Origin of the sequence: Leclercia tamurae (assembly GCF_025566055.1) — a bacterium.
Lineage (GTDB): Bacteria > Pseudomonadota > Gammaproteobacteria > Enterobacterales > Enterobacteriaceae > Enterobacter > Enterobacter tamurae.
On record NZ_JAMHKS010000064.1, the window covers coordinates 60,340 to 83,794 of the forward strand.

Here is a 23,455-nt window from a genome sequence, read left to right on the forward strand (position 1 = left end):
CCTTTCAGGGAGAGGGTTAAGACTATTCAGTGCGCCTTGAATCCCGCTGCGGTCATCAGCACGCGGAAGAACATCCCCACCAGCGTCAGCGCCAGCACGCTACCGCCCCAAATAATCACCATCCACATCAGACGTTTCCAGACAGGTTGATTCATCAGTGATAGCCCTCCCCAGGCTGGACTTTGCCGCGAAACACGTAATAACTCCAGAAAGTGTAGACAAGGATGATCGGGATAATGAACAACGCCCCCACTAACATAAAGCCCTGGCTCTGCGGCGGCGCTGCTGCCTGCCACAGGGTAATCGACGGCGGAATGATATGCGGCCAGATGCTGATCCCCAGCCCGCTAAAGCCGAGAAAGATCAACCCAAGGGTCAACACGAACGGCAGATGGTGGCTGCGCGGGTTAGTCAGGCTGCGCCACTGCCACAGGCCCAGCGCCACCACCAGCACCGGAACCGGCAGCAGGAAGAAGAGGTTCGGCAGGCTAAACCAGCGGTCGGCAATGGCGGGCTGGGAGAGCGGCGTCCAGATGCTGATAACTGCAATAATTCCCAGCAGCGCCAGCAACAGACGTTTCGATACCTGCCGCATCCGCCCCTGCAGCGGGTTTTCGCTTTTCATCACCAGCCAGGTGGCGCCTAAAAAGGCATAGGCCACCACCAGCCCCAGACCGCAGAACAGGTTGAACGGCGTGAACCAGTCGAACGGACCGCCGGCAAAGGCGCGTCCGCTGACCGTAAAGCCGTTGATCACCGCTCCCACCACCATGCCCTGGGTAAAGGTGGCCAGCACCGAGCCGCCGATAAAGGCTTTATCCCAGAAGGGCCGGTGCGCGGGTGTGGCCTTAAAGCGGAACTCAAAGGCCACGCCGCGGAAAATCAGCCCGATCAGCATTAAGGTCAGCGGGATGGTCAGGGCATCGATGATCACCGCATAGGCCAGCGGAAACGCGCCAAACAGTGCCGCTCCACCCAGCACCAGCCAGGTTTCGTTCCCGTCCCACACCGGGGCGACGCTGTTGACCATCACATCCCGGTCGTCCGCGTCCTGGATGGCGGGAAACAGAATGCCAATACCCAAATCAAACCCGTCCATCACGATGTACATCAGGGTGGCGAAGACGATTATCACAAACCAGATCAGGGAGAGATCGATACCCATTATGGAGTCTCCTTGGTAGTAAATTCAGCGTTTGCGGCCGAGAGCGGGCGCGCCGGGCGGCCATCGTCTTCGGTCGGGAAGGTCTCGTCTTCCTGCGGCCCCTTTTTAATCAGGCGCACCATGTAGCTGTAGCCGACGCCAAACACCGAGGTGTAGACCACAATGAAGGCCAGCAGGCTGACGCTCATATGCAGATCGCCATGGGCTGATACCGCATCTTTGGTACGTTGTAGACCGTAGACGACCCACGGCTGACGGCCCACTTCGGTAGTCACCCATCCGGCGAGAATGGCAATTAATCCCGATGGTCCCATCAGCAGGGCAAACCACAGGAAAGGCCGGGAGTGGTAGAGCCGCTGCTTATAGCGCAGCCACAGGGCGACGGTGCCCAGCAACAGCATCAACATCCCCAGCCCGGCCATAATGCGGAACGACCAGAAGACAATGGTGGAGTTGGGCCGATCCTCTTTCGGGAACGCTTTCAGCGCCGGAACCTGCTTATCGAGGCTGTGGGTGAGGATCAGGCTGCCGAGCGCCGGGATCTCCAGACCGTAGCGGGTGCGTTCCTGCTCCATATCCGGCCAGCCAAACAGCAGCAGCGGTGTAGGTTCGCCGGGCGGGTTCTCCCAGTGACCTTCGATGGCGGCGATTTTGGCGGGCTGATGTTCCAGGGTGTTCAGGCCGTGCATATCCCCGACCATCGCCTGAATGGGGGCGACGATCAGCGTCATCCATAGCGCCATGGAGAACATGCGGCGGATGGCGGAGGTGTTATTGCCCCGCAGCAGGTGCCACGCCGCCGAGGCCGCAACAAACAGGGCGCTACTGAGAAACGCGGCAATCGACATGTGCATCAGGCGATACGGGAAGGAGGGGTTAAACACCACTGCAAACCAGTCCACCGGCACCACCTGACCGTTGACAATCTCAAAGCCCTGCGGGGTCTGCATCCAGCTATTGGAGGCGAGGATCCAGAAGGTCGAAATGATGGTGCCCAGCGCGACCATGCAGGTGGCAAAGAAGTGCAGCCCCGGTCCGACTTTGTTCCAGCCGAAGAGCATCACGCCGAGAAAACCCGCTTCGAGGAAGAAGGCAGTCAATACTTCATAGGTCAACAGCGGGCCGGTAATGCTCCCGGCAAACTGGGAAAAACCACTCCAGTTGGTGCCAAACTGGTAGGCCATCACCAGCCCGGAGACCACGCCCATGCCAAAATTGACGGCGAAGATCTTCGACCAGAAATGGTACAGCGACCGCCAGACGGGGTTTTTGCTTTTCAGCCATAACCCCTCCAGCACCGCCAGATAGCTGGCGAGGCCAATGGTGATCGCCGGGAAAATAATGTGGAAGGAGACAGTAAAAGCAAACTGGATCCTCGCCAGGTGAAACGCATCTAAACCAAACATGCACAACCTCAGGGTAAAACGGTGTGGCTGTTATGGTAAAGGGGCGGGAAGTCGAGTATCAGAGACAGTAAAGGGGAATTTAGCTATAACAGTTTTATGAAAGAGGCGAATTATCAGGGAGTGTTATAGTCCAACGACCTAATGCCCGGCGGCGCTACGCTTGCACGGGCCTACGGGGCAGGCAGTTAGTAGGCCGGGTAAGGCGTCAGCCGCCACCCGGCGTAATGCTTATTCGCCGCGCCAGCCCATAGCGGGTGCAACATGCTTCAGAATCGACTCAATCACATGCACGTTATACTCCACGCCCAACTGGTTCGGCACGGTGAGTAACAGCGTATCCGCTTCGGCAATCGCTTCGTCCTGTTTCAGCTGAGCAATCAGCTTGTCAGGTTCGGCGGCATAGCTGCGGCCGAAAATGGCACGGGTTTTCTCATCCAGATACCCTACGCTGTCGCTTTCGTTACGGCTGGAGCCGAAGTACATCCGATCGCGATCGTCCATCAGGGCAAAGATGCTGCGGCTGACCGAGACACGCGGTGTGCGGGTATGTCCTGCCTCGGCCCAGGCTTCCCGGTAGGCACGGATCTGTTTTGCCTGCTGGATGTGGAAAGGCTCGCCGGTTTCGTCGTCCTTCAGGGTTGAGCTTTGCAGGTTCATCCCCAGCTTCGCGGCCCACACGGCGGTGGCGTTCGAACCCGCCCCCCACCAGATCCGATCCCGCAGCCCTTCGGCGTGCGGCTCAACGCGCAGCAGGCCCGGCGGGTTAGGGAACATCGGCTGCGGATTGGGTTTGGCAAACCCTTCGCCGCGCAGGGCGTCTAACAGCACTTCGGTGTGGCGACGCGCCATATCAGACTCGTTTTCACCTTCGCCTGGCACGTAACCAAAGTAGCGCCAGCCATCGATCACCTGTTCCGGAGAGCCACGGCTGATCCCCAGCTGCAAACGTCCGCCGGAAATTAAATCAGCAGAACCCGCATCCTCTGCCATATAGAGCGGATTTTCATAGCGCATATCGATAACGCCGGTGCCGATCTCAATCTTGCTGGTTTTCGCGCCAATCGCCGCCAGCAGCGGGAAAGGGGAGGCGAGCTGGCGAGCAAAGTGGTGCACGCGGAAGTAAGCGCCATCTGCGCCCAGCTCTTCGGCGGCTACCGCCAGATCGATGGATTGCAGCAGTGCGTCGGCGGCGGTACGGGTGCCCGACTGCGGCGACGGCGTCCAGTGACCAAATGACAAAAAGCCGATCTTTTTCATGTCGGGTTATCCTTGTTTACATGAGCATGGCCTTTACTTTACGGATTGCCCGGAGAATGAAAATGGGCTTTATTTCACAGAAGCCATCAAATAATTTGACCGATAACAAAGAGAGCTGGCTAAAGCACAGAATTTTATCTTTAAAAAGCGCTTGCATCCTTCCACCGGTTGTGCGTAAATGGATTTTCGGTTTGAATGCCAAAAGAATATCCGTCGCAGTCCCTTAAAGCATCTCTCAACACGTTGTGCCTCTCCGCAGCCTCTCTTGGGTTTTTTCTTTACGCTCTGAACGCTCTGATTAGTTTTTGTCTCAGACCTCTAATGCCGCTAAGGCCCAATTTAGTATTTGACGTTTTTACGTTCAGGAGATTTACATGAGTTCACATATCCATTTTCGTTGCCCATGCTGTCATGGTTCGCAGTTCCGTACTTCCGCTTTCGACGTGTCTGAAAAAAATCCACTCGGTGCGAAGTGCATTTTCTGCAAATCCTCGATGATCACGCTGGATCATTTAGCGGCCTCCCGCCATGCGCGTCAGGTGCCGTTTGAGTTTCGTAAGTAAGTCAGTCGGGCGCCGTCACGCCTGCTGAAATCCTCACTACTATCTATAACAGTTTATTAATCCTGCCTTTTTTCTCCTGCTGATATACACTGTGATGCAGCAAGGAGAACCCGATGAAAAAATACCAGCGCCTGGCGCAGCAAATCATTTCGCAGATCGAGCTCGGTGTCTGGCAGCCCGGCGATAAGCTGCCCTCCCTGCGTGAGCAGGTGACCAGCAGCGGAATGAGCTTTATGACCGTCGGTCACGCGTATCAGATGCTGGAGAGCCAGGGGCGCATTGTCGCGCGCCCGCAATCAGGTTACTACGTGGCGGCCCGTCCCACCGGGCAGCAGCCGATGCCGCCAGCGCAGGTGATGCGCGATGAAGCGGTGGATATCAACACCTATATCTTCGATGTGTTGCAGGCCAGCCGCGATCCCTCGGTGGTGCCTTTTGCCTCGGCCTTTCCCGATCCGCGTCTCTTCCCCTTACAACAGCTGAACCGCTCTCTGGCCAATGTCAGTAAAACTGCCACCGCCATGAGCGTCATCGAGAATCTGCCGCCGGGCAACGTCGATTTGCGTCATGCCATTGCCCGCCGCTATGCCCAGCAGGGGATGAACATCTCCCCGGATGAAATTGTGATTACCGCCGGGGCCCTCGAAGCGCTGAACCTCAGCCTGCAGGCGGTTACCGAGCCGGGCGACTGGGTGATCGTCGAAAACCCCTGTTTCTACGGGGCGTTACAGGCTCTGGAACGTCTGAAACTCAAGGCGCTGTCGGTGGCCACCGACGTGCGCGAGGGGATCGATCTCAACGCGCTGGCCCAGGCGTTGAACGACTATCCGGTGAAAGCCTGCTGGTTAATGACCAACGGCCAGAATCCGCTGGGCTTCACCCTGAGCGCTGACAAAAAGGCGCAGCTTATCGCCTTGCTCACCGAACATAACGTCACCCTGATCGAGGATGATGTATACAGCGAGCTCTACTACGGACGTGAAAAACCGCTCCCGGCGAAAGCCTGGGATCGCAGCGACATGACGTTGCACTGCTCCTCTTTCTCGAAATGTCTGGTCGCCGGGTTCCGTATTGGCTGGGTGGCTGCCGGGAAACATGCCCGCCGCATTCAACAGTTGCAGCTGATGAGCACCTTATCCACCAGTTCCCCGATGCAGCTGGCGCTGGTGGATTATCTCGCCACCAAACGCTACGACGCCCACCTCAGACGCCTGCGCCGCACGCTGGCGGAACGTAAACAACAGGCGTGGCAGGCCCTGCTGCGCCATCTGCCCGCCGAGGTGAAGATTCACCACAGCGACAGCGGCTACTTCTTATGGCTGGAGCTGCCCGCGCCGCTGGATGCCGGGGAGCTTAGCGCCCGGGCGCTGGAACATCACATCAGCATTGCCCCGGGCAAAATGTTCTCCACCTCCGATACCTGGACGCCGTTTTTCCGCTTCAATACCTCCTGGGCCTGGGGAGAGCGGGAAGAGCAGGCGGTGATCCAGTTAGCGCAAATAATTAGCGCTATGTTGAAAGGGAAAAAATAGTATTTTCTCGCTATTGAACACCACGCCTGAATAATTGTTTCTTATCCCGTTAATAACGCCGCAATTAATTTGCGGCGTTTTTTTATTATCGCTCATAGGAAATATGCATAACCCCCGCGCCAGCTAACCCCTTGTCTATAATCCACTTACCGGGGAATGCGCCCCCGGTCACAACCTGGTGAAATTTCTGCAGCCCGCCGGGTGCGCGGCAATAGCGCGGTCTACGTTTAATTAAGGAGATATTCTACCGGCACGGCTGCCTTCTGATTTCATTACGACAGGAGTACCAGGTATGAGCAAAAAATTTGCCCGTAGCAGCCTGTGCGCGCTCGGCATGACGGTATTGACTGCGCAAGCGGCTGAGCCGCCAAAAGAGATCGGTCAGGGCGAAGGGCGGCTGGATATTATTGCCTGGCCGGGCTACATCGAGCGCGGCGAGACCGATAAAGCCTACGACTGGGTTACCGCTTTTGAAAAAGAGACTGGCTGCAAAGTGAACGTCAAAACCGCCGCCACCTCCGATGAGATGGTCAGCCTGATGGCGAAAGGCGGTTATGACCTGGTGACCGCCTCCGGCGACGCCTCCCTGCGTCTGATCATGGGCAAACGCGTTCAGCCCATTAACCCCGACCTGATCCCCAACTGGAAAACCATTGACCCGCGGATCGTCAAAGGAGAGTGGTTTAACGTCGACGGCAAGGCTTACGGCACGCCGTATCAGTGGGGGCCAAACCTGCTGATGTACAACACCAAAACTTTCCCGACCCCGCCTGACAGCTGGGCCGTGGTGTTTAAAGAGCAAAACCTTCCGGACGGCAAAAGCAACAAAGGGCGGGTGCAGGCCTACGATGGCCCGATCTACATCGCCGATGCGGCGCTGTACGTCAAAGCCACCCAGCCCGATCTGGGGATCACCGATCCCTATCAGCTGACGGAGGCGCAGTACGCGGCGGTAGTGAAAGTACTGAAAGATCAGCGTCCGCTTATCCACCGCTACTGGCACGACACCACCGTGCAGATGAGTGATTTCAAGAACGAAGGGGTGGTCGCCTCCAGCGCCTGGCCGTATCAGGCCAACGCCCTGAAAGGCGAGAATCAGCCGATTGGCACCGTCTTCCCGAAAGAGGGAGTAACGGGCTGGGCGGATACCACCATGCTCCATGCCGACGCCAAACATCCGATGTGCGCCTACAAGTGGATGAACTGGTCCCTGACGCCGAAAGTGCAGGGCGATCTGGCGGCATGGTTTGGTTCACTGCCGGTGGTGGCGGAAGGCTGTAAAGCCAGCACCCTGCTGGGCGACAAAGGCTGTGAAACCAACGGCTACAGCTATTTCGACAAAATCATGTTCTGGAAAACGCCTGTCGCTAACGGCGGCAAATTTGTGCCTTACAGCCGCTGGGTGCAGGACTACATCGCCATCATGGGCGGTCGTTAAGCGCCAGGGAGCGGATTATGACGTACGCAGTAGAGTTTAACGATGTCTCGCGTCTGTATGGGGACGTGCGTGCGGTGGACAGGGTGACGATCCGCATCCGTGACGGGGAGTTTTTCTCGATGCTGGGGCCTTCGGGCTCCGGCAAAACCACCTGCCTGCGCCTGATTGCCGGTTTCGAACAGCTGAGCGGTGGCAGCCTCTCGATCTTTGGCAAAGACGCCAGCGTACTCCCGCCCTGGGAGCGCGACGTTAACACCGTCTTTCAGGACTACGCCCTGTTTCCCCACATGTCGATCCTCGAAAACGTGGCCTACGGGCTGATGGTCAAAGGGATCAACAAAACCACCCGTCAGGCCCAGGCGCGGGAAGCCCTGGATAAAGTCGGCCTTAGTTTCGCCGAGGCACGCAAACCCTCGCAGCTCTCCGGCGGCCAGCGTCAGCGGGTGGCGATTGCAAGGGCGCTGGTCAATCAGCCCCGGGTGCTGCTGCTGGATGAACCCCTCGGGGCGCTGGATCTGAAGCTGCGCGAGCAGATGCAATTTGAACTGAAAAAACTGCAGCAGGAGCTGGGCATCACCTTTATTTTCGTCACCCACGATCAGGGCGAAGCCCTGTCGATGTCGGACCGGGTGGCGGTGTTCAACAACGGACGAATCGAGCAGGTGGATACCCCGCGCGAACTCTATCTGCGCCCACGCACGCCGTTTGTGGCTAGTTTTGTCGGTACCTCGAACGTCTTTACTGACGCCCTGGCGCAGCGCGTCTGCGGCCTGACGGGGAGTTACTCCCTGCGCCCGGAGCATATCCGCCTCGACGGGGAGGGGGAAATCCAGGTTCAGGGCCGGGTACAGGCCGTGCAGTTCCAGGGGGCCGCCACCCGTTACGAGCTACGCCTTGCCGAGGGGGAAAAGCTGCTGGTGAGCCAGGCGAACCTTACCGGTTCCGTGCTGGCAGCAGGCGTGGAGCCCGGGCAAATGGTGACCGCCTCCTGGGCGCGCGACGCCATGGTGCCGCTGCATGAGGAGGGGTGATATGGACATGAGCGTTTCGCCTCCTCCGGCATCGCACGGCCTTTTGGGCCGCGTGTCGGCGCTGTTCTGGCGCAGACCGGCCCTGGGGCTGTTCTTACTTCTCCTCGGCCCGCTGATGTGGTTTGGCATCGTCTATCTGGGGTCGCTGTTTGCCCTGCTCTGGCAGGGGTTCTATACCTTCGATGACTTCACCATGTCGGTGACGCCAGACCTGACCTTCGCCAACATCCGCGCCCTGTTTAACCCCGCCAACTACGACATCATCCTGCGAACCCTGACGATGGCGATCGCCGTGACTATCGGCAGCGCGATCCTCGCTTTCCCGATGGCCTGGTATATGGCGCGCTACACCCGCGGGAAGTGGAAAGCCTTCTTCTACATCGCGGTGATGCTGCCGATGTGGGCCAGCTATATCGTTAAAGCCTACGCCTGGACGCTGCTGCTGGCCAAAGACGGCGTGGCACAGTGGTTTCTCAGCCATATGGGGCTGGAAGGGGTGCTGACCTCGCTGTTGACGGTGCCCGGCATCGGCGGCAGTACGCTCTCCACCTCCGGGCTGGGACGTTTTCTGGTGTTCGTCTATATCTGGCTGCCGTTTATGATCCTGCCGGTGCAGGCGGCGCTTGAGCGACTGCCGCCGTCGCTGCTGCAGGCTTCTGCAGATCTAGGGGCTCGCCCGCGGCAGACCTTCCGTTACGTGGTGCTTCCCCTGGCGATACCGGGCATTGCCGCCGGGTCGATCTTCACCTTCTCCCTGACGCTGGGCGACTTTATCGTCCCGCAGCTGGTGGGCCCGCCGGGGTACTTTATCGGGCAGATGGTGTATTCCCAGCAGGGTGCGATCGGCAATATGCCGATGGCGGCCGCCTTTACGCTGGTTCCCATTGTTCTCATCACTGTCTATCTGGCGTTCGTGAAGCGCCTGGGAGCGTTTGATGCACTCTGAACGCGCGCCACTGTTTCTCAAAATTGCCACCTGGGGCGGGGTGATCTTTCTCCACTTTCCGCTGCTATTTATTGCCATCTATGCTTTCAATACTGAGGACGCCGCGTTCAGTTTTCCGCCCCAGGGGTTGACGCTGAAGTGGTTCAGCGCGGCGGCGGGGCGCAGCGACATCATCGAAGCGGTGACGTTGTCACTAAAAATTGCTGCGCTCTCAACGGTTATTGCGCTGGTGCTGGGCACCCTGGCGGCCGCGGCGTTATGGCGGCGGGAGTTCTTTGGTAAGAACGCGGTGTCACTGATGCTGATCCTGCCGATTGCCCTGCCGGGGATCATCACCGGCCTGGCGCTGCTGACGGCGTTCAAGACCATCAACCTGGAGCCTGGTTTCTTCACCATCATTCTCGGTCATGCCACATTCTGCGTGGTGGTGGTGTTCAATAATGTGATTGCCCGTTTCCGGCGCACCTCGTGGAGCCTGGTGGAAGCGTCAATGGATCTGGGGGCTAACGGCTGGCAAACCTTCCGCTACGTGGTGCTGCCCAATCTGGGCTCGGCGCTGCTGGCGGGGGGAATGCTGGCCTTCGCGCTGTCGTTCGACGAGATCATCGTCACGACCTTTACCGCCGGACATGAGCGCACCCTGCCGCTGTGGCTGTTAAACCAGCTCGGCCGCCCGCGCGATGTCCCGGTGACCAACGTGGTGGCCCTGCTGGTAATGCTGGTGACCGCGATACCCATTCTGGGGGCCTGGTGGCTCACCCGTGACGGCGAAACCATTGCCGGCAGCGGGAAATAACGTTGATTTCAACAGGACAATACTATGCAAACGCAACTGCTGATTAATGGTGAACTGGTCAACGGCGAAGGGGAAAAGCAGCCGGTCTATAACCCGGCGACCGGCGAGGTACTGCTGGAGATCGCCGAAGCCTCTGCCGAACAGGTCGATGCTGCCGTGCTGGCCGCCGACCAGGCCTTTACCGAGTGGGGACGTACCACGCCGAAAAGCCGCGCCGAGTGCCTGCTCAAACTGGCCGACACCATCGAAGCCAATGCCGACACGCTGGCCCGGCTGGAGTCACAAAACTGCGGCAAACCGCTGCACTGCGTACTGGGAGATGAAATTCCGGCGATAGCGGACGTCTTTCGCTTCTTTGCCGGGGCGGCGCGCACCCTGCACGGCTCGGCGGCGGGAGAGTATCTTGAGGGGCACACCTCGCTGATCCGCCGCGACCCGGTGGGCGTTGTCGCCTCGATTGCACCCTGGAACTATCCGCTGATGATGGCGGCCTGGAAGCTGGCCCCGGCGCTGGCCGCCGGGAACTGCGTGGTGCTTAAACCTTCTGAAATCACGCCGCTCACCGCTCTCAAGCTGGCGGAGCTGGCAAAAGAAATTTTCCCTGCCGGGGTGCTTAACGTGCTGTTCGGGCGAGGTAAAACGGTCGGCGATCCGCTGACCGGGCATGAAAAGGTGCGGATGGTGTCGCTCACCGGCTCTATCGCCACCGGGGAACACATCATCGGTCATACCGCCTCGTCCATTAAGCGCACTCATATGGAGTTGGGCGGCAAAGCGCCGGTGATCGTCTTTGATGACGCTGACCTTGACGCGGTGGTGGAGGGGGTACGCACCTTCGGCTTCTACAACGCCGGGCAGGACTGCACTGCCGCCTGTCGCATCTACGCCCAAAAAGGCATTTACACGAAGCTGGTGGAAAAACTGGGTGCCGCAGTCGCCAGCCTGAAGATCGGTGCCCCGGATGATGAGAGCACCGAACTCGGCCCGCTAAGCTCGCAGGCGCACCTTGACCGGGTATGTAAAGCGGTGGATGAGGCCAAAGCCCTGGGGCATGTGCAGGTGATCGCCGGTGGCAGCAAGCACGACGGCAAAGGCTATTACTTCCAGCCGACCCTGCTGGCAGGCGCGAAGCAGGAGGACGCGATCGTACAGCGGGAGGTGTTTGGCCCGGTGGTCAGCGTCACCGAATTTGACGATGAGGATCAGGTCCTGGACTGGGCAAATGAATCCCAGTACGGGCTGGCCTCCTCGGTCTGGACGCAGGATGTGGGGCGCGCGCACCGGATCAGCGCCCGCCTGCAGTATGGCTGCACCTGGGTGAACACCCACTTTATGCTGGTGAGTGAAATGCCTCACGGCGGGATGAAGATGTCGGGCTACGGCAAAGATATGTCGGTGTATGGTCTGGAGGATTACACCGTGGTCAGGCACGTGATGTTTAAACACTGATAACGCCTCACCGCCGGTTCAGCAGGAACTGACCGGCGGTGATTTAATATATTCTTTCAGTGAATATATTAAATATTTATCTTTTAAATTCCCGCGAGAATATATCGTCAGCTTTTTTTAACTATTACCCTAAATTAAATCGCTACGCCGCCGATACCGAAGTAAATCCATAATAAAATCGCCCTGACCATGCTTGCAATTAATCATAACGAGATTGCCGGGCTCTCGCTTAAGTCCCGGAATACTAACAGTACTTTACTGTCCCAGACCATTGAACGGCTGTCGTCCGGCTTGCGTATTAACAGCGCGAAGGATGACGCAGCCGGGCAGGCGATTGCCAACCGCATGACCGCCAACATTAATGCGGATGGGGTGATTTCCCGTGGGCTGGATGACGCGATAAGCCTGGCGCAGACGGCAGAAGGGAGTCTGAGCGATATCGGCGCTATGCTGATCAGAGCCAAAAGTCTGGCCATTCAGGCGGCAACTGGCACGTTATCGCAGTCTGACCGCAACAGTATCAACCAGGAGTATCAGCAGATCCTCGGGACGATAACTCAAGTCTCTGAGCAAACGGAAATATTTGGTCAATATCCGCTGGCAACGGATAAACCGGTATTACCGCCGCAATTAATTGGCGATGTTGCACCGCTGGACCGTAAATTCCCCGTGGCCGGAACTGATTATTCTTTCAGTTCCGGTATTATTCCGCTGGCCTATATTCCCGCCGGGTCGCTCAATATCAGCATTACCATTGATTCGCTGGGTCTGGATGACGATCTGCAGATATTTACCCGGGATGGCAAACACCTCGCGGGCACGCCTTTATCCGGCCCGGACGCGGATTATACCTGGGTCAGCCGTGGCATAACCGATGGTGCCAAAGCCACCGCTTCGGTGCTGACGGCCAAAAACGGATTCGACAGCGGAGCGGTGTATGAGGACTCGCAGCTGATTTCTGGCGGAGCCAGCTGGAGCCTCAGCGGTGAAACGCTCAACTATAACGGGATGACCATTACCTACAGCGGGGATGGGGATCGCTATGAAGATGTGGCCTCCGGAGCCTGGAACGACGGCGCTAACGGCTCAAACCGCATTGAGCGCGTTACGCTGGATACCGTTACGGAAGATTTGCTGGTGATGGTGGTCGGAAGCGGCTCCTTTACCAGCAATATTACCTGGGGAACCTTGCCGACCCCGACGATCACCCCGGCGGTTCCGCCGAAGCAGAGCCGCCCCGTTGAGATAGTGACCAGCGCCAATTTCGGCGAAGCCATGCAGTCCACGACCATCGAGCCAACGCCGACAGATCTGAAGACGCTGCAACTGGACAATACCGACATGATCACCGAGGCGGGCGCTCGCAAGTGCATGGGGTTACTGGATGCCGCGCTGGAGAAGGTGAGTGGCTATCGCGCGCAGTATGGCGCGGCGATCAATCGGTTCGAATCCAGTAAGGCGGTGCTGTCCCAGCAGAGCATCTCCCTGCAAACGGCCCGCAGCCGCATTCAGGATGCCGACTACGCCGCCGAGGCCAGCCAGCTTGCCCGGGCGCAGATCCTGGAACAGAGCCAGAATGCGGCCCTGAAAATGGCGAATCAGGTGCCGCAGACGGTGCTTGAACTGCTCAAAATGTAACTTTCAGTGCTTAAACTCAATCCTGAATTGATATTATTTACCGGTATATAATAAAAAGCCCCTACAAAGGGGCTTCAACAATTTTATTTCTGTAACCACTGAAAAAGCGGATGCCTCACTGATTACAGCTCGTTTTCGTAAAATCAATCAGTGCAAAGCCATTTTTGACATAGGCATTGAAGTCTCTTGTTTTTTTTATATCAGAGTCATTGCAAATATTGAGTTCATTAACAGCATAAGAAACATCTTTCCCGGCAGGAAAATCATAACTATAGCCATTTCTGCGCATGAACTGAAAGCTCCACCACCAGTTAGTAAAGTAGTTGGGAATGAGTGTGCGTAACACTGGAAATGACGAGAGCGTATTTTCCGTCACCGGGGCGTAAGGGTAGTCGCCATTGAAGATGAGTTTGATCCTGCTTTCGGAAACGCCCGTTGCATCGCCAATCTCATTAAGCGTTTGAAGGTTCCTGGCATCCTGCGCTTTCATGGCGTTACCATACGCGTAATTCACTATCATCGGGAAGATCAGGAACGGCACACAAATTAATGATGCAAGCTTTGCTTTCTGAGGAAGCGCAAAATAAAACACGGCAAAGCAAAAATATTGCATCGCGCCAAATGACGTATAGATGCGAGGTGAGGAAAGTATATTGTCAAGCGTAAGAGAAACGCCAGGCATTAAGATGAGGCAGACAAATGGCGAAAGTGCGATAAAAACAGATAACATCACACCATTATGTCTCAAGCGCCAGGCAATGACTAAGCAAGATACTATAGCCAGAGCGAAAACGGATGCCAGTACGGCTATACCATGTTTAAGCGAGATCAAGGAGGCGATAATATTAATTATCGAAACGAAGTTAACATACAGATTGGAAAATGCAGTCGACAGATTGACCCCAGGATGATCAGCGCCATGAGAAGCGATCACATAACGTGGCAAGATCACCGCAAAGTAAATTATCGCACCGGATGCGACCGCGAGGCCCTTGACCACCAATGCTTTAAATATCGCAGCAAAATTTTCTGTTTTAACCGCCAGCAAGACAGCGTTCGCTACCGACAATAACATTATTATATTCACTGACGTTTGATAAAGGCTCAGTGTAGCGATAGTCGCCGCTGTCGTTGTTAAATAATCCCATTTCCCTCTGAGAACGTAGATCGAAGCCAAAACACTTAACGCTATGGAAAGTGAAATCGTGATGGAGTCAAATCTATAATAGGATGGCTCCATATAAAAAATATTAAATGCAATCAGTAAGGGTAACGGGAAGGTCCATTTTGAAAGGCTAACACCTTTATCTAAAAATGCTCGTAACACCGAAAAAGCCACTGCAAGCGCCAGGCAAGAAATAATGATATTTAAAGGGAACAGATCAACGCTGCCGCCTTTAAGCATTATCCATTTCATAACGCCTTCAGCCAGAGGACGTCCATCGATCCCCCAGTTATAATAGCCCTCGATTGAACGACCGTTGTCATCAATGTAGTAGGTGTTAGCCAGCAATGTCGGTAGTAAGAAAGCCGCCATTGCGAGAAAATAGTTTCTTACGTTATTTAACATGTATATTATTTCCGCAAAATATATTTTGGTCGGCCTTTGGATTCAATGTATATTCTCCCAATATATTCACCAAGCACACCAATACCAATCAACTGTACTCCCCCCAAAAATAAAATAGAAACCAGCAGTGATGGATAGCCGCGCACTGGGTTACCAAACACCAGAGTATCAACGATCATCCATGCGCCATAAACAAATGAAAGACTCGCAACAACCAGACCTATATATGTCCATACGCGTAACGGGAAAGTCGAAAAACTGGTTATCCCTTCAAGAGCAAGGTTCCAGAGTTTCCAACCGTTGAATTTGGTGCTTCCGGCAACGCGGTCGGCACGAGCATATTCAACGACTTCAGTGCGGCCACCGACCCAACTAAGAACACCTTTCATGAACAAGTTGCGTTCTGGTAATAACTTTATATTTTCTACAACCTGGCGAGACATTAATCTGAAATCGCCCACATTCTCTTCAATTTTTGGGGTGCTGATTTTATTATGCAGCTTGTAAAACCACTCAGCCGTTTTACGTTTCAATCTACCATCAGTGGAACGATCAGAGCGTTTTCCCAGCACGACGTCAGCACCAGCTTGCCATTTTTCAACCATTAACGGAATGGCCTCAATGGGGTCCTGGAGATCGACGTCAATAGGGATAATGGCTTCACCCGTTGCATGGTCAAGCCCGGCGAACAACGCGGGTTCTTTGCCAAAGTTTCGCGTAAATGAAAGCGGAACAACAAGAGGATCCGAAATCGCAAGCGCGTTAATAATTGACTCAGTAGCGTCTTTACTCCCATCATTTATAAAGACTATTTCAACGTCATATTTTTTGAGTTCGTCATACTCGCGAACCGCTTTATAAAAGAGTGGTATTGCGTCTTCTTCATTGAAGACAGGAACAACCAGCGAAATTTTCATTTATCATCCCTAAACACAATGAACTTAGAATAGATGAAACCGCACACCAGACTGATTGCGGAGAAAACAACCAGGGTCATGATCGGGGCCATCCCGGATTCATCTGCTGCCCATCCAACGGCAAGGCTTAACGTCCCCATAAATCCGACATAAAGCATGTAACGCAGAGTTGTGGTATGCGTACCGAAGGTAAATTTAGCGTTAGCAAAGAAGCTAAAACTGACGGCCACAAGGAAGCCAGCAAAGTTTGCCAGGGCCTGATTGGTATGCCAGATGTAAACGCATGCCGCGAACACAATCCAATGAAGTAGCGTGTTGATAATGCCGATCGAAGCGTATTTAGCAAAAAGCTTTAACATTATATAAATCAGTTAATTCTGAGAGGTAGGGGAGTTTAGCATCTATCTGGAACCTGATCGATAGTCAGGACAAATGACAGGGACTACGCAAACCGTGGCGTTTAAGGGGAGGAAGAGGATAAATTGCTAAAAAAGCAGCGACCATGACGTCGCTGCTTCAGATTACCAGCCGCACACCTCGTGCTCATTCTCTGTGTCGTATGCGCGCACCGTATTCACCAGGTCTTTCACCACCTGAGCGGCGACGTCCGGGATCATCAGCTCCATCGGGGCGTCCGTCTCGTAATCCACCGAAACGCCGTTGCTGTTGTTGGTCACGGTGACGGTATAAGTTGCTTTGCCCATGATGTTACTCCTTCTCTATTTGCGACTTCTCAGTACGTCGGGTTCAACAAAAAAGTCGATATTGAAATACGTATCGTCGGTCATCACTTCGATGTGGTGCCAGCGTTCAGGCGGGAATACGCCGAAATGCCCGGCCTCAATGACCAGCACGCTGTCGGGCTCGGGCGAGGTTTCGTCAGCATAGCCGAGATAACGCACCGCACCCTGCATCACGCTGAGGCGCGGATAGACGCCGGGCTGCGTCCCGGTATCGAGATGGCGTTTAAAAATCCCCGGCGGGGCGGTCTCTTTGGTCCAGAATGGGGTGGAACGGGTGTGAATACAACTTTGCGGAATACGCAGCATAACGTCCTCCTTATAAAAAGTGAGGATATTACAGCACGGATCGCCAACCGGGACTTACCAGAAAGTGCATTTAAAATGCGGCTTTAAAGTAGTACTCCTCAGTTGGGCTATACTTACTCATTCCGAAGGCCATAAAGGAGAGTCTTATGCTACACGTCGATAAAGACAAATCCCGTAAAGTACCCGACTCGGGGAATAAAAAGCCTCAGCCGGTGAAGAAGTAGTCCCGGAAATCAGGGCCGCATAGTGCGGCCCTTTTAGTTTAAAGCGTCACGCCAGAGATGTAGCTAAAGCTACTCAATTGTTAGTAACCATAAAATATATGTGGCTAATATGTAACAAAAAACTTGATCTGGTTCAACATTTGCCGCATATTGCGCGCGGTTATTGAACAGCAGATTGGGTGAATGAGATGACGTTGTACCAGAAAATGTTAATGTTTTACGCTATCATGGCAACCATCTGTGCGCTTATCACCTGGTTTCTCTCTAAAGATCGCAAACGCATCCGCTTCCTGAGCGCCTTTCTGGTGGGCTCCACCTGGCCGATGAGTTTCCCGGTTGCGCTACTAATCTCTCTCTTCTAAAAGCCGCCCCTGCGCGACTTTTTGCCGGATGCGGTGCAAGCACCTTATCCGGCCTACAAAATCTGGCAATGGTATTCCTTTGCGATGAACTGTATAAATAAACAGTCATCTGAAAAGGAGTGCTAATGAACAGCTTTTATTCTCAACAGGCTTGCTGCGCTGTGCGCTGGCAGGATTTTCCCGGACACGGCGAACCGCTGATATTTATTCACGGGCTCGGCTGTGCCTCTTCTTACGAATATCCCCGTATCGTCTGCGACCCTCAGTTCGGTTCCCGCCGGGCCATTCTTATCGATCTGCCCGGCAGCGGTTACAGCGATAAGCCTGAGACCTACAGCTATCAAACTTCAGCCCAGGCGCAGGTGGTCATCGAACTGCTCAATCATTTAGCTATAACATCATTCTGGTTGTACGGGCACAGCATGGGCGGCAGCATTGCGATCGAAACGGCAGAACTGGCCGGTAATCGTCTGCTGGGCCTGATCGTGTCCGAACCCAATTTCCATGCCGGCGGTGGCGCGTTTAGCCGGAATATTGCCGCCCGGACGGAAGAGGATTTTGTCAGTACCGGATATCAGGCCATGCTGGAGGCTGAAACTTCACCCTGGAAAGGATGCCTGCAAAGCAATGCTCCCTGGGCGGTGTGGCGTGGTGCAGCGAGTCTGGTTAAAGGCGTACAGCCCAGCTGGAGCGCGCGTTATCTGCAATTAACTTGTCCGGTATGGCTGATTTTTGGCGAGCTTTCGCTGCCCGATCCTGATCTTGATGAGATGCGTCAGCAAGGGGTTGAGGTAAAAATCATCCCCGATGCCGGACATTCGATGTCGTGGGAAAACCCGTCGGCGCTGGCGAAGGCGTTGGCTGATTGTATCCAGCGGTGAAGTTGCCGGATGCGGTGCAAGCACCTTATCCGGCCTACAAACTGCTCTGACCGTAGGCCTGATAAGCGTAGCGCCATCAGGCGTTTTTTCAGCCGAGCAATCCCTGCAACGCCTTACGATCCTCCATCGTCATATCGTGCGGATGCTGATACCCGATGTTATCAATCGCCTGGGTGTACAACGCTACCAGCCAGTCATAGACATAAGCCGTGGCCGCGTGCACCGGCTGCTCGCCGAGGCGGGTCAGGCGGGGCGCGCTGCTGTTAACCGTTGGGGTTACAAACACCGGCTGACCTTTGCGGATGCGGCTGGCAGGGCGGTCAGAAGCGGGCGTCTGCGCATAGCCGACCCAGCCCACGAAATTCCCCAGCGCGGCATGCAGCTGCGCGGCGCTGCTCTTATCGGTATCGACAATCTTCTTCAGCTGAGCGAGCAGGTTCAGTCGATAGCTGGCGATCACCAGCACATCGCTAATCTGCTGTAATACCGCGTTGTCGAGCCCCAGACGGCTGGCGACGGCTTCGTCGCGGCTCCACTGGCGCAGGTGATTCACCCACACGAGATGGGCGAGGCGGGCTTTGTCCGTCGGCTGCCAGATCTCATCGGCATCCTGGGCGCTGTCGGCAAACAGGTCGATGGCGTCGGTAAACAGGCCGTTGACCTGCTCTTCGCGCGGCTGTTGCACCGCGAGCAGCGTTTCAAAGGCGCGCAGCGGCGGGAGTAACCCTTCCAGCAGCTCGCCGTGACGGGCGGCGCTACCCTGCAGCGTACGCACCATCGCTTCGGCAGCACCGCGCTGGGCGGCAGGATCCTGAGTCAATGGTGCCAGATACCCCTGCATCAGCTGATGCAGTTCGCGCTGATGCCGCAGGCGTAACGCCTGAAGGCGCGTCTGGCGCTGGGCTGGCAACGTCGCCTGGGACAGCCACTCGATCACCCGCTGCATGCTGCTGCTGTCGAGCGCCTGCAGGGTACCCCAGTGCTGACCGGGTTTGCCGAGCAGCTGCTGCACCGCTTCGTCGAGATTAGTCCGGCGGGTAAAGCGCGCATCCTGCGGGGTGATCGCCCACACCAGCCCCGGCAGGGCGGCGTCGTCACCTGGCTGGGTCGCTTTCACCCAGTTGAGCAGCGTTTTTGCGGTTTGTGCCGTCTCGCCATGATGGGCAGTAGCGTTGCAGATCACCAGCACATCCGGCTGCAGATGCTGGCGATAGTGCTCCAGCAGCCACTGCTGCTTAGCCTGGGCCAGGGGGAAATCAGGCTGGGCCGACGGGGCCGGAATATCAATGATATCCACCCCGGCCAGGGCGCTGTTTTCTACCGGCAGGATCAGCTCGCGGGTCAGCAGGGCCAGCACGTCCAGCGGGATGCTGATGGCGTTAAGCAGCTCGCCGTTGTGCAGCGGATGCAGCACCGCCTGCTGCACGTCCGGCAGGGCCATGTCGCCCCGGGTGAGGAAGCCCTCGGTCGGCAGACCAAAGTTATCCACCAGCAGGCTCAGCGGCGCGGCCAGCGCCCGGGCATGGCTGGTCTGGTGCAGAATATGCGCAAGCTTCAGCCACTGCTGGGTCAGCTCCTGCTGTTCGCCCCACAGCAGCGACCAGACGCTGGCGCGGGTGCTCAGATCCAGCGACGGCAGCAGCAGGGCAAACTGGTGCCACAGGGCATCGTCCATCTGCTGGGCTGCAGCGGGCACCGTATCGCGCCAGTAGTGGGCGATGGTGCCAACCTCGGCGGGCGTGATCCCCGGTACGCTCTGGGGCTGACGCAGGGCGCGCCACTTCTCCAGCCGGGCTTCAATCACGGTTTTGTCCACCGCCGGCAGCGTGGCGCGGGCCAGGAAGACCTGCACCAGTTCGGCCTCGGTGAGCAGACTCAGGCGCAGCGGAAAGGCGTCGTCCGCGATCTCTGCCGCGTTCGGGCTGAAGCGCAGCGCCATGTTGGTCAGGACGTGGCCAGGGTTGATGTGTGAAAAATAGTCAAAGGTCCGCTGGCCGACAATCACGTTCATGCGCTGATTGTCGCTTCCACACAGGGTGGCGAGCAGGTGGGCTTTCGCCGCCTGGGCGTGACCGTACAAGCCGATAGTGCTTCCTGAGGAGAGCGCCCGCTCAATAGCCTGTTCCCGCGCGTCGGCTATCGCCAGTCTGGCCAACAGGGCGTCGGCGTCGTTATCGATGATCGGGGCGTGCTGGCGCGTTGTGTTGATCCACCCGATTAACGCCTGAGTTGTGGTCGTCGTGGCTGTCATTTCAGGTATACGCTCCCGCTGTCGATCCAGTAGTGGCTACCGCTGTGTCGGCGGTCGGCCAGGGTATTCAGTTTAAAGGTCAGGGAATCCGGCGGCACCGGGGTGCCGTCCTGCAGCCAGGCATCGCTCAGTTCAAAGGCTTCCGGGCCATCATGTTTGTTCCCGCCGCACAGCTTCAGGCGCACGTTCAGAACCCCATCCCCGGCGATGGATTTCGCCAGTTCCGCCGAGTTGATGCTCAGGGTGTAGAGCGGGGTGGCAGGCCAGCGGGCATTCGCCAGCTGACGGAAGCCGAGCGTCACGTTACCGCGCAGCGGGAAGTGCAGGCGGGTATCCAGCTTCGCCCCCGGTTTGTCGAGATCGATATCCTGATACCAGACGTTCTCGTCGCGCAGGGTGTTGACGGTATTATCCAGCACGCCGAGATAACGCACGGTGGAGTAGGCCCCGATATCCGCCGCTTTAAAGTTGAAGCGCGGCAGGCGCAGATCCAGCGCCAGGCTACAGAGCATCGCCCCAACCGCAGCGGTGGATTTCGGGTTGCCGATCCGCCCCTGCTGGCTGAACGGATACCACTCATGCACCCGGTACTTATCCAGCCACACCATCCGGCTGACCGGCACCGGCTGTAGATGGCGGATCAGTGCTTGTACGCCCGGCAGACAGCCCGGACGCCCGGTGATCAGCAGGATATCGCAGGCGTAATGGGAGATCGCTTCCGCTACCGCGTGCAGCGGCGCGGCGAGGGTAAAGTGCCCGGCCAGCATTGCATCCTGCATCTCACGGAAGTTAACGTGCAGCGGCACGGCGAACAGGTCGAACGGCTCAGAACCTGTAGGCAGAGCGTGTTCGATGGCCTGCTGGAGATAATTCATCACATTGCGCGTCGGCTTGCGGGTCAGCAGATCGCCAAAGGTGGCGTGCAGCCCGTCGAGCGGATTATCGATATCGCTGGCTTCCCACGCGGCGAGGATCGCATGGCCAATCGGCATAAACAGCTGCAGCGCCGTCTGCTGGCGCAGCACTGCCTGAGTATCGATACGCCCGGAGTCGCCAAACAGCGAGGCCATCAGCAGGGAGGCATCGGCAATGCCGGACTTCTGCAGCTGCGTCTGTAGGGCAGGCAGGACATAACGCTGGATCACATCCAGCAGGGTGTCATCGCCCGCCACCTTAAAGCCTTCGCGGAACAGCAGCTGCGGCGTGATTTTGACGTTACTGCCCGAGCCATCGTCGAGCTGGTAATGGGTGATCGCCATGTCGGTGGTGCCGCCGCCGATATCAATCGAGGCCACGCGCAGGGCGCGACCCGGGGCGCAGCCTGGCTCCGGCTCGCGATCCGGGCGGGCTACCGCCGCGAAGAAGGCTTCGGTCTGGCCGTTGTAATGGGAGATCGCTTCGTTATACAGCCATACCAGCTGGCCGCAGCTAGCTTCGTCCCACTCCATCTGGATCTCCGGCACCGGCACCACGCTTTTCTCCTGCTGCTTACGGCTGGAGAAGTCGTCATCCTGCGGGTGCCAGCCCATCGCTTTCCAGACGATGGCGATGGCTTCGAACATGCGGCGGCGGAAGATCTCGCGCTCCTGCTTCGGCATTGCCGACGGCAGGGTGAGGATCAGAGTGCGCAGCTGACGCGGCGACGCCGGGAAGCCCAGACGCAGACGGGTCGCCACGCTGTTGATCTGCCCCAGCGCCTGCGCCAGCAGTTCGCACAGCATGTGGGTCATCAGGGTGCTGCGGCTGTACTGCGGCGAGAAGACCGGCAGACGCTCATCCTGCGGCAGGGTGAACAGCGGCTGGCCGTCATCGTTCATCAGGTTCATCAGCGGGAAGGCGGTCGCCAGCGGTTCGCGCTGGGTTTTGCTGTTCATCTGGCTGAAGCGCCAGTCCTGCACCACCGGGGTTTCATCCCACAGGTAGCGGCGCGGGCTGGAGATGCCGCTGTTGCCTTCGGTGCCCAGTCGCTGGGTTGCCAGCTTCCGCGCTTCGTCGCCGACGCGCACGATGGAAGGCCAGACAAAGGCGTCTTCCCGACCGCTCTCCACCGAGAAGTGCTGCTTGCCGAAGCGGGCTTCGGAAAACTCCAGACGGCTGGTAAACAGCGGCTCGTTGAGGAACTGCGGTTCGCTCAGGGAGCGCACCTGCAGCTCGGCGGTCTGGCGCAGGCCGTCGTTGGCATCGCCGTGGTCTTCAATGATCACGCCGCAGGTGTGGGTGTTGCCGACATCCAGAATCAGATCCACCGGGATCGCCGGGGTGCTGAGGGTATGGGTGACAAATTTCACTTCCGGCACCGTGAGCTGTTCGCCCAGCATTGCCATAATGTTTAGCCAGTGCGCCTGATACTCAAAGTTACGCATTGCCAGCTGGAGATCGCGCTCGGCGCGGTTCTCCACCCCCGCGGCATACTGGGTAAAGGCCTCGCGCAGCCAGCCGTCAATCCAGGTCTGGTCGAGGAAGTTCACCACTTCGTCATCGCGCCAGGCCAGCGCGAAGCGGGTCCCGTTAAGAATGTCGTTCTCCACCGGCGACAGAGGGCTGGTGGCGTGGGCGGCAATCTGGCTGTCCAGCGCCAGGGTCACGCGGTGGCTGTTCCCGGCGTTGTCCGGGGTCTCCAGCTTACGCACCTGCACCCGCGCCCAGTTATCCGGGCCGTCAACAAAGGTGCGCGGCGGGTTAAAGCGTAAAAACGGCACCGGCAGCCAGACGCCGTCCAGTACCGCCAGCGACTGCTGGAGCAGAATGGTGCTTTCGGGTTTGACCACCTCCGGCTGTCCGCCACCGGTAGTGGGCAGGGTGTAACGGCCATTCACCAGATCGAAGTTCAGGCGCAGCAGGGGGCCGTTAGCGGTTTTACGCACGAAACGTCCGCTCTGGGCGGAGTCCTGCGGCGTCAGGCCAAAATCAAGAAACTGAACGCCGCTGTTTGCAATCAGCGTGACGCTCTGTTTGTAGTCGCAAAGGTTTACCAGCATAG

21 protein-coding genes are annotated in these 23,455 nt (G+C 57.0%); 10 read left to right on the forward strand and 11 right to left on the reverse strand.

The window, feature by feature from the left end:
* Nucleotides 1-26: 26 nt before the first annotated feature.
* The 4 genes from M8318_RS03800 to M8318_RS03815 form a co-directional block, all read right to left on the reverse strand.
* Nucleotides 27-155 carry a DUF2474 domain-containing protein gene (locus M8318_RS03800; RefSeq protein WP_106992974.1) on the reverse strand — a complete coding sequence of 43 codons (129 nt, stop codon included), beginning with the start codon at nt 153-155 and terminating at the stop codon, nt 27-29.
* Nucleotides 155-1,165, reverse strand: coding sequence for a cytochrome d ubiquinol oxidase subunit II (gene cydB / locus M8318_RS03805; protein ID WP_262660997.1), 1,011 nt, complete (start codon nt 1,163-1,165; stop codon nt 155-157). The genes M8318_RS03800 and cydB overlap by 1 nt, the downstream gene beginning before the upstream one ends.
* Nucleotides 1,165-2,571, reverse strand: a complete 1,407-nt coding sequence (locus tag M8318_RS03810; RefSeq protein ID WP_262660998.1) for a cytochrome ubiquinol oxidase subunit I — start codon at nt 2,569-2,571, stop codon at nt 1,165-1,167. Before M8318_RS03810 ends, cydB begins: the two co-directional genes overlap by 1 nt.
* Nucleotides 2,572-2,799: 228 nt before the next feature.
* Complete coding sequence (locus M8318_RS03815; protein WP_262660999.1) at nt 2,800-3,828, reverse strand: LLM class flavin-dependent oxidoreductase; 1,029 nt, start codon at nt 3,826-3,828, stop codon at nt 2,800-2,802.
* Between the two features lie 374 nt (nt 3,829-4,202).
* Between M8318_RS03815 and ymcF the strand changes: the two genes are divergently transcribed.
* The 8 genes from ymcF (at nt 4,203) to M8318_RS03855 (ending at nt 13,221) form a co-directional block, all read left to right on the forward strand.
* A complete protein-coding gene (gene ymcF, locus M8318_RS03820; protein WP_106992970.1) occupies nt 4,203-4,391 on the forward strand; it encodes a cold shock small protein YmcF in 189 nt (62 codons plus the stop codon).
* 113 nt (nt 4,392-4,504) lie between these two features.
* A complete protein-coding gene (locus tag M8318_RS03825; RefSeq protein ID WP_262661000.1) occupies nt 4,505-5,923 on the forward strand; it encodes an aminotransferase-like domain-containing protein in 1,419 nt (472 codons plus the stop codon).
* A 292-nt stretch (nt 5,924-6,215) separates the two neighbouring features.
* A complete protein-coding gene (gene ydcS / locus M8318_RS03830; protein ID WP_262661001.1) occupies nt 6,216-7,361 on the forward strand; it encodes a putative ABC transporter substrate-binding protein YdcS in 1,146 nt (381 codons plus the stop codon).
* Nucleotides 7,362-7,378: 17 nt separating this feature from the next.
* Nucleotides 7,379-8,392: an ABC transporter ATP-binding protein gene (locus tag M8318_RS03835; protein WP_262661002.1), complete on the forward strand. Its 1,014-nt coding sequence runs from the start codon at nt 7,379-7,381 to the stop codon at nt 8,390-8,392.
* A gap of 7 nt (nt 8,393-8,399) precedes the next feature.
* A complete protein-coding gene (locus M8318_RS03840; protein ID WP_408612160.1) occupies nt 8,400-9,338 on the forward strand; it encodes an ABC transporter permease in 939 nt (312 codons plus the stop codon).
* Nucleotides 9,328-10,134, forward strand: a complete 807-nt coding sequence (locus tag M8318_RS03845; RefSeq protein WP_262661004.1) for an ABC transporter permease — start codon at nt 9,328-9,330, stop codon at nt 10,132-10,134. Before M8318_RS03840 ends, M8318_RS03845 begins: the two co-directional genes overlap by 11 nt.
* Before the next feature lie 24 nt (nt 10,135-10,158).
* Nucleotides 10,159-11,583, forward strand: coding sequence for an aminobutyraldehyde dehydrogenase (gene patD / locus M8318_RS03850; protein WP_262661005.1), 1,425 nt, complete (start codon nt 10,159-10,161; stop codon nt 11,581-11,583).
* Nucleotides 11,584-11,772: 189 nt separating this feature from the next.
* Nucleotides 11,773-13,221 carry a flagellin N-terminal helical domain-containing protein gene (locus M8318_RS03855; RefSeq protein ID WP_262661006.1) on the forward strand — a complete coding sequence of 483 codons (1,449 nt, stop codon included), beginning with the start codon at nt 11,773-11,775 and terminating at the stop codon, nt 13,219-13,221.
* Nucleotides 13,222-13,336: 115 nt separating this feature from the next.
* On the opposite strand, the gene M8318_RS03860 is transcribed toward M8318_RS03855, so the two are convergent.
* From M8318_RS03860 to M8318_RS03880, 5 genes are all read right to left on the reverse strand, one after another.
* Nucleotides 13,337-14,791 carry a glucosyltransferase domain-containing protein gene (locus tag M8318_RS03860; RefSeq protein ID WP_262661007.1) on the reverse strand — a complete coding sequence of 485 codons (1,455 nt, stop codon included), beginning with the start codon at nt 14,789-14,791 and terminating at the stop codon, nt 13,337-13,339.
* Between the two features lie 5 nt (nt 14,792-14,796).
* Nucleotides 14,797-15,708 carry a glycosyltransferase family 2 protein gene (locus M8318_RS03865; protein ID WP_262661009.1) on the reverse strand — a complete coding sequence of 304 codons (912 nt, stop codon included), beginning with the start codon at nt 15,706-15,708 and terminating at the stop codon, nt 14,797-14,799.
* Entirely contained in the window at nt 15,705-16,067 is a 363-nt protein-coding gene (locus M8318_RS03870) for a GtrA family protein (protein WP_262661010.1), read from the reverse strand. The genes M8318_RS03865 and M8318_RS03870 overlap by 4 nt, the downstream gene beginning before the upstream one ends.
* A 162-nt stretch (nt 16,068-16,229) precedes the next feature.
* The gene (locus M8318_RS03875) at nt 16,230-16,412 is read right to left on the reverse strand and encodes a DUF1869 domain-containing protein (RefSeq protein WP_059307860.1); all 183 of its coding nucleotides are present in this window, start codon (nt 16,410-16,412) and stop codon (nt 16,230-16,232) included.
* A gap of 15 nt (nt 16,413-16,427) precedes the next feature.
* Nucleotides 16,428-16,757, reverse strand: a complete 330-nt coding sequence (locus tag M8318_RS03880; protein WP_262661011.1) for a DUF1971 domain-containing protein — start codon at nt 16,755-16,757, stop codon at nt 16,428-16,430.
* Nucleotides 16,758-17,169: 412 nt separating this feature from the next.
* Between M8318_RS03880 and M8318_RS03885 the strand changes: the two genes are divergently transcribed.
* Entirely contained in the window at nt 17,170-17,343 is a 174-nt protein-coding gene (locus tag M8318_RS03885) for a GhoT/OrtT family toxin (RefSeq protein WP_106993544.1), read from the forward strand.
* Between the two features lie 125 nt (nt 17,344-17,468).
* The gene (locus M8318_RS03890; protein WP_262661012.1) at nt 17,469-18,224 is read left to right on the forward strand and encodes an alpha/beta fold hydrolase; all 756 of its coding nucleotides are present in this window, start codon (nt 17,469-17,471) and stop codon (nt 18,222-18,224) included.
* An 88-nt stretch (nt 18,225-18,312) separates the two neighbouring features.
* On the opposite strand, the gene M8318_RS03895 is transcribed toward M8318_RS03890, so the two are convergent.
* Nucleotides 18,313-20,475: a virulence factor SrfC family protein gene (locus M8318_RS03895; protein ID WP_262661013.1), complete on the reverse strand. Its 2,163-nt coding sequence runs from the start codon at nt 20,473-20,475 to the stop codon at nt 18,313-18,315.
* Entirely contained in the window at nt 20,472-23,453 is a 2,982-nt protein-coding gene (locus tag M8318_RS03900; protein WP_262661014.1) for a virulence factor SrfB, read from the reverse strand. Before M8318_RS03900 ends, M8318_RS03895 begins: the two co-directional genes overlap by 4 nt.
* Between the last annotated feature and the right edge of the window lie 2 nt (nt 23,454-23,455).

Bases quoted from the DNA above. Each gene is read 5' to 3' on its own strand.
- ymcF (WP_106992970.1), top strand. From the start codon at position 4,203: ATGAGTTCACATATCCATTTTCGTTGCCCATGCTGTCATGGTTCGCAG.
- M8318_RS03885 (WP_106993544.1), top strand. From the start codon at position 17,170: ATGACGTTGTACCAGAAAATGTTAATGTTTTACGCTATCATGGCAACC.
- M8318_RS03900 (WP_262661014.1), bottom strand. From the start codon at position 23,453: ATGCTGGTAAACCTTTGCGACTACAAACAGAGCGTCACGCTGATTGCA.
- patD (WP_262661005.1), top strand. From the start codon at position 10,159: ATGCAAACGCAACTGCTGATTAATGGTGAACTGGTCAACGGCGAAGGG.
- M8318_RS03845 (WP_262661004.1), top strand. From the start codon at position 9,328: ATGCACTCTGAACGCGCGCCACTGTTTCTCAAAATTGCCACCTGGGGC.
- M8318_RS03870 (WP_262661010.1), bottom strand. From the start codon at position 16,067: ATGTTAAAGCTTTTTGCTAAATACGCTTCGATCGGCATTATCAACACG.
- M8318_RS03840 (WP_408612160.1), top strand. From the start codon at position 8,400: ATGAGCGTTTCGCCTCCTCCGGCATCGCACGGCCTTTTGGGCCGCGTG.
- M8318_RS03895 (WP_262661013.1), bottom strand. From the start codon at position 20,475: ATGACAGCCACGACGACCACAACTCAGGCGTTAATCGGGTGGATCAAC.
- M8318_RS03855 (WP_262661006.1), top strand. From the start codon at position 11,773: ATGCTTGCAATTAATCATAACGAGATTGCCGGGCTCTCGCTTAAGTCC.
- cydB (WP_262660997.1), bottom strand. From the start codon at position 1,165: ATGGGTATCGATCTCTCCCTGATCTGGTTTGTGATAATCGTCTTCGCC.
- M8318_RS03800 (WP_106992974.1), bottom strand. From the start codon at position 155: ATGAATCAACCTGTCTGGAAACGTCTGATGTGGATGGTGATTATTTGG.
- M8318_RS03875 (WP_059307860.1), bottom strand. From the start codon at position 16,412: ATGGGCAAAGCAACTTATACCGTCACCGTGACCAACAACAGCAACGGC.
- M8318_RS03860 (WP_262661007.1), bottom strand. From the start codon at position 14,791: ATGTTAAATAACGTAAGAAACTATTTTCTCGCAATGGCGGCTTTCTTA.
- M8318_RS03865 (WP_262661009.1), bottom strand. From the start codon at position 15,708: ATGAAAATTTCGCTGGTTGTTCCTGTCTTCAATGAAGAAGACGCAATA.
- M8318_RS03815 (WP_262660999.1), bottom strand. From the start codon at position 3,828: ATGAAAAAGATCGGCTTTTTGTCATTTGGTCACTGGACGCCGTCGCCG.
- M8318_RS03810 (WP_262660998.1), bottom strand. From the start codon at position 2,571: ATGTTTGGTTTAGATGCGTTTCACCTGGCGAGGATCCAGTTTGCTTTT.
- M8318_RS03835 (WP_262661002.1), top strand. From the start codon at position 7,379: ATGACGTACGCAGTAGAGTTTAACGATGTCTCGCGTCTGTATGGGGAC.
- M8318_RS03890 (WP_262661012.1), top strand. From the start codon at position 17,469: ATGAACAGCTTTTATTCTCAACAGGCTTGCTGCGCTGTGCGCTGGCAG.
- ydcS (WP_262661001.1), top strand. From the start codon at position 6,216: ATGAGCAAAAAATTTGCCCGTAGCAGCCTGTGCGCGCTCGGCATGACG.
- M8318_RS03880 (WP_262661011.1), bottom strand. From the start codon at position 16,757: ATGCTGCGTATTCCGCAAAGTTGTATTCACACCCGTTCCACCCCATTC.
- M8318_RS03825 (WP_262661000.1), top strand. From the start codon at position 4,505: ATGAAAAAATACCAGCGCCTGGCGCAGCAAATCATTTCGCAGATCGAG.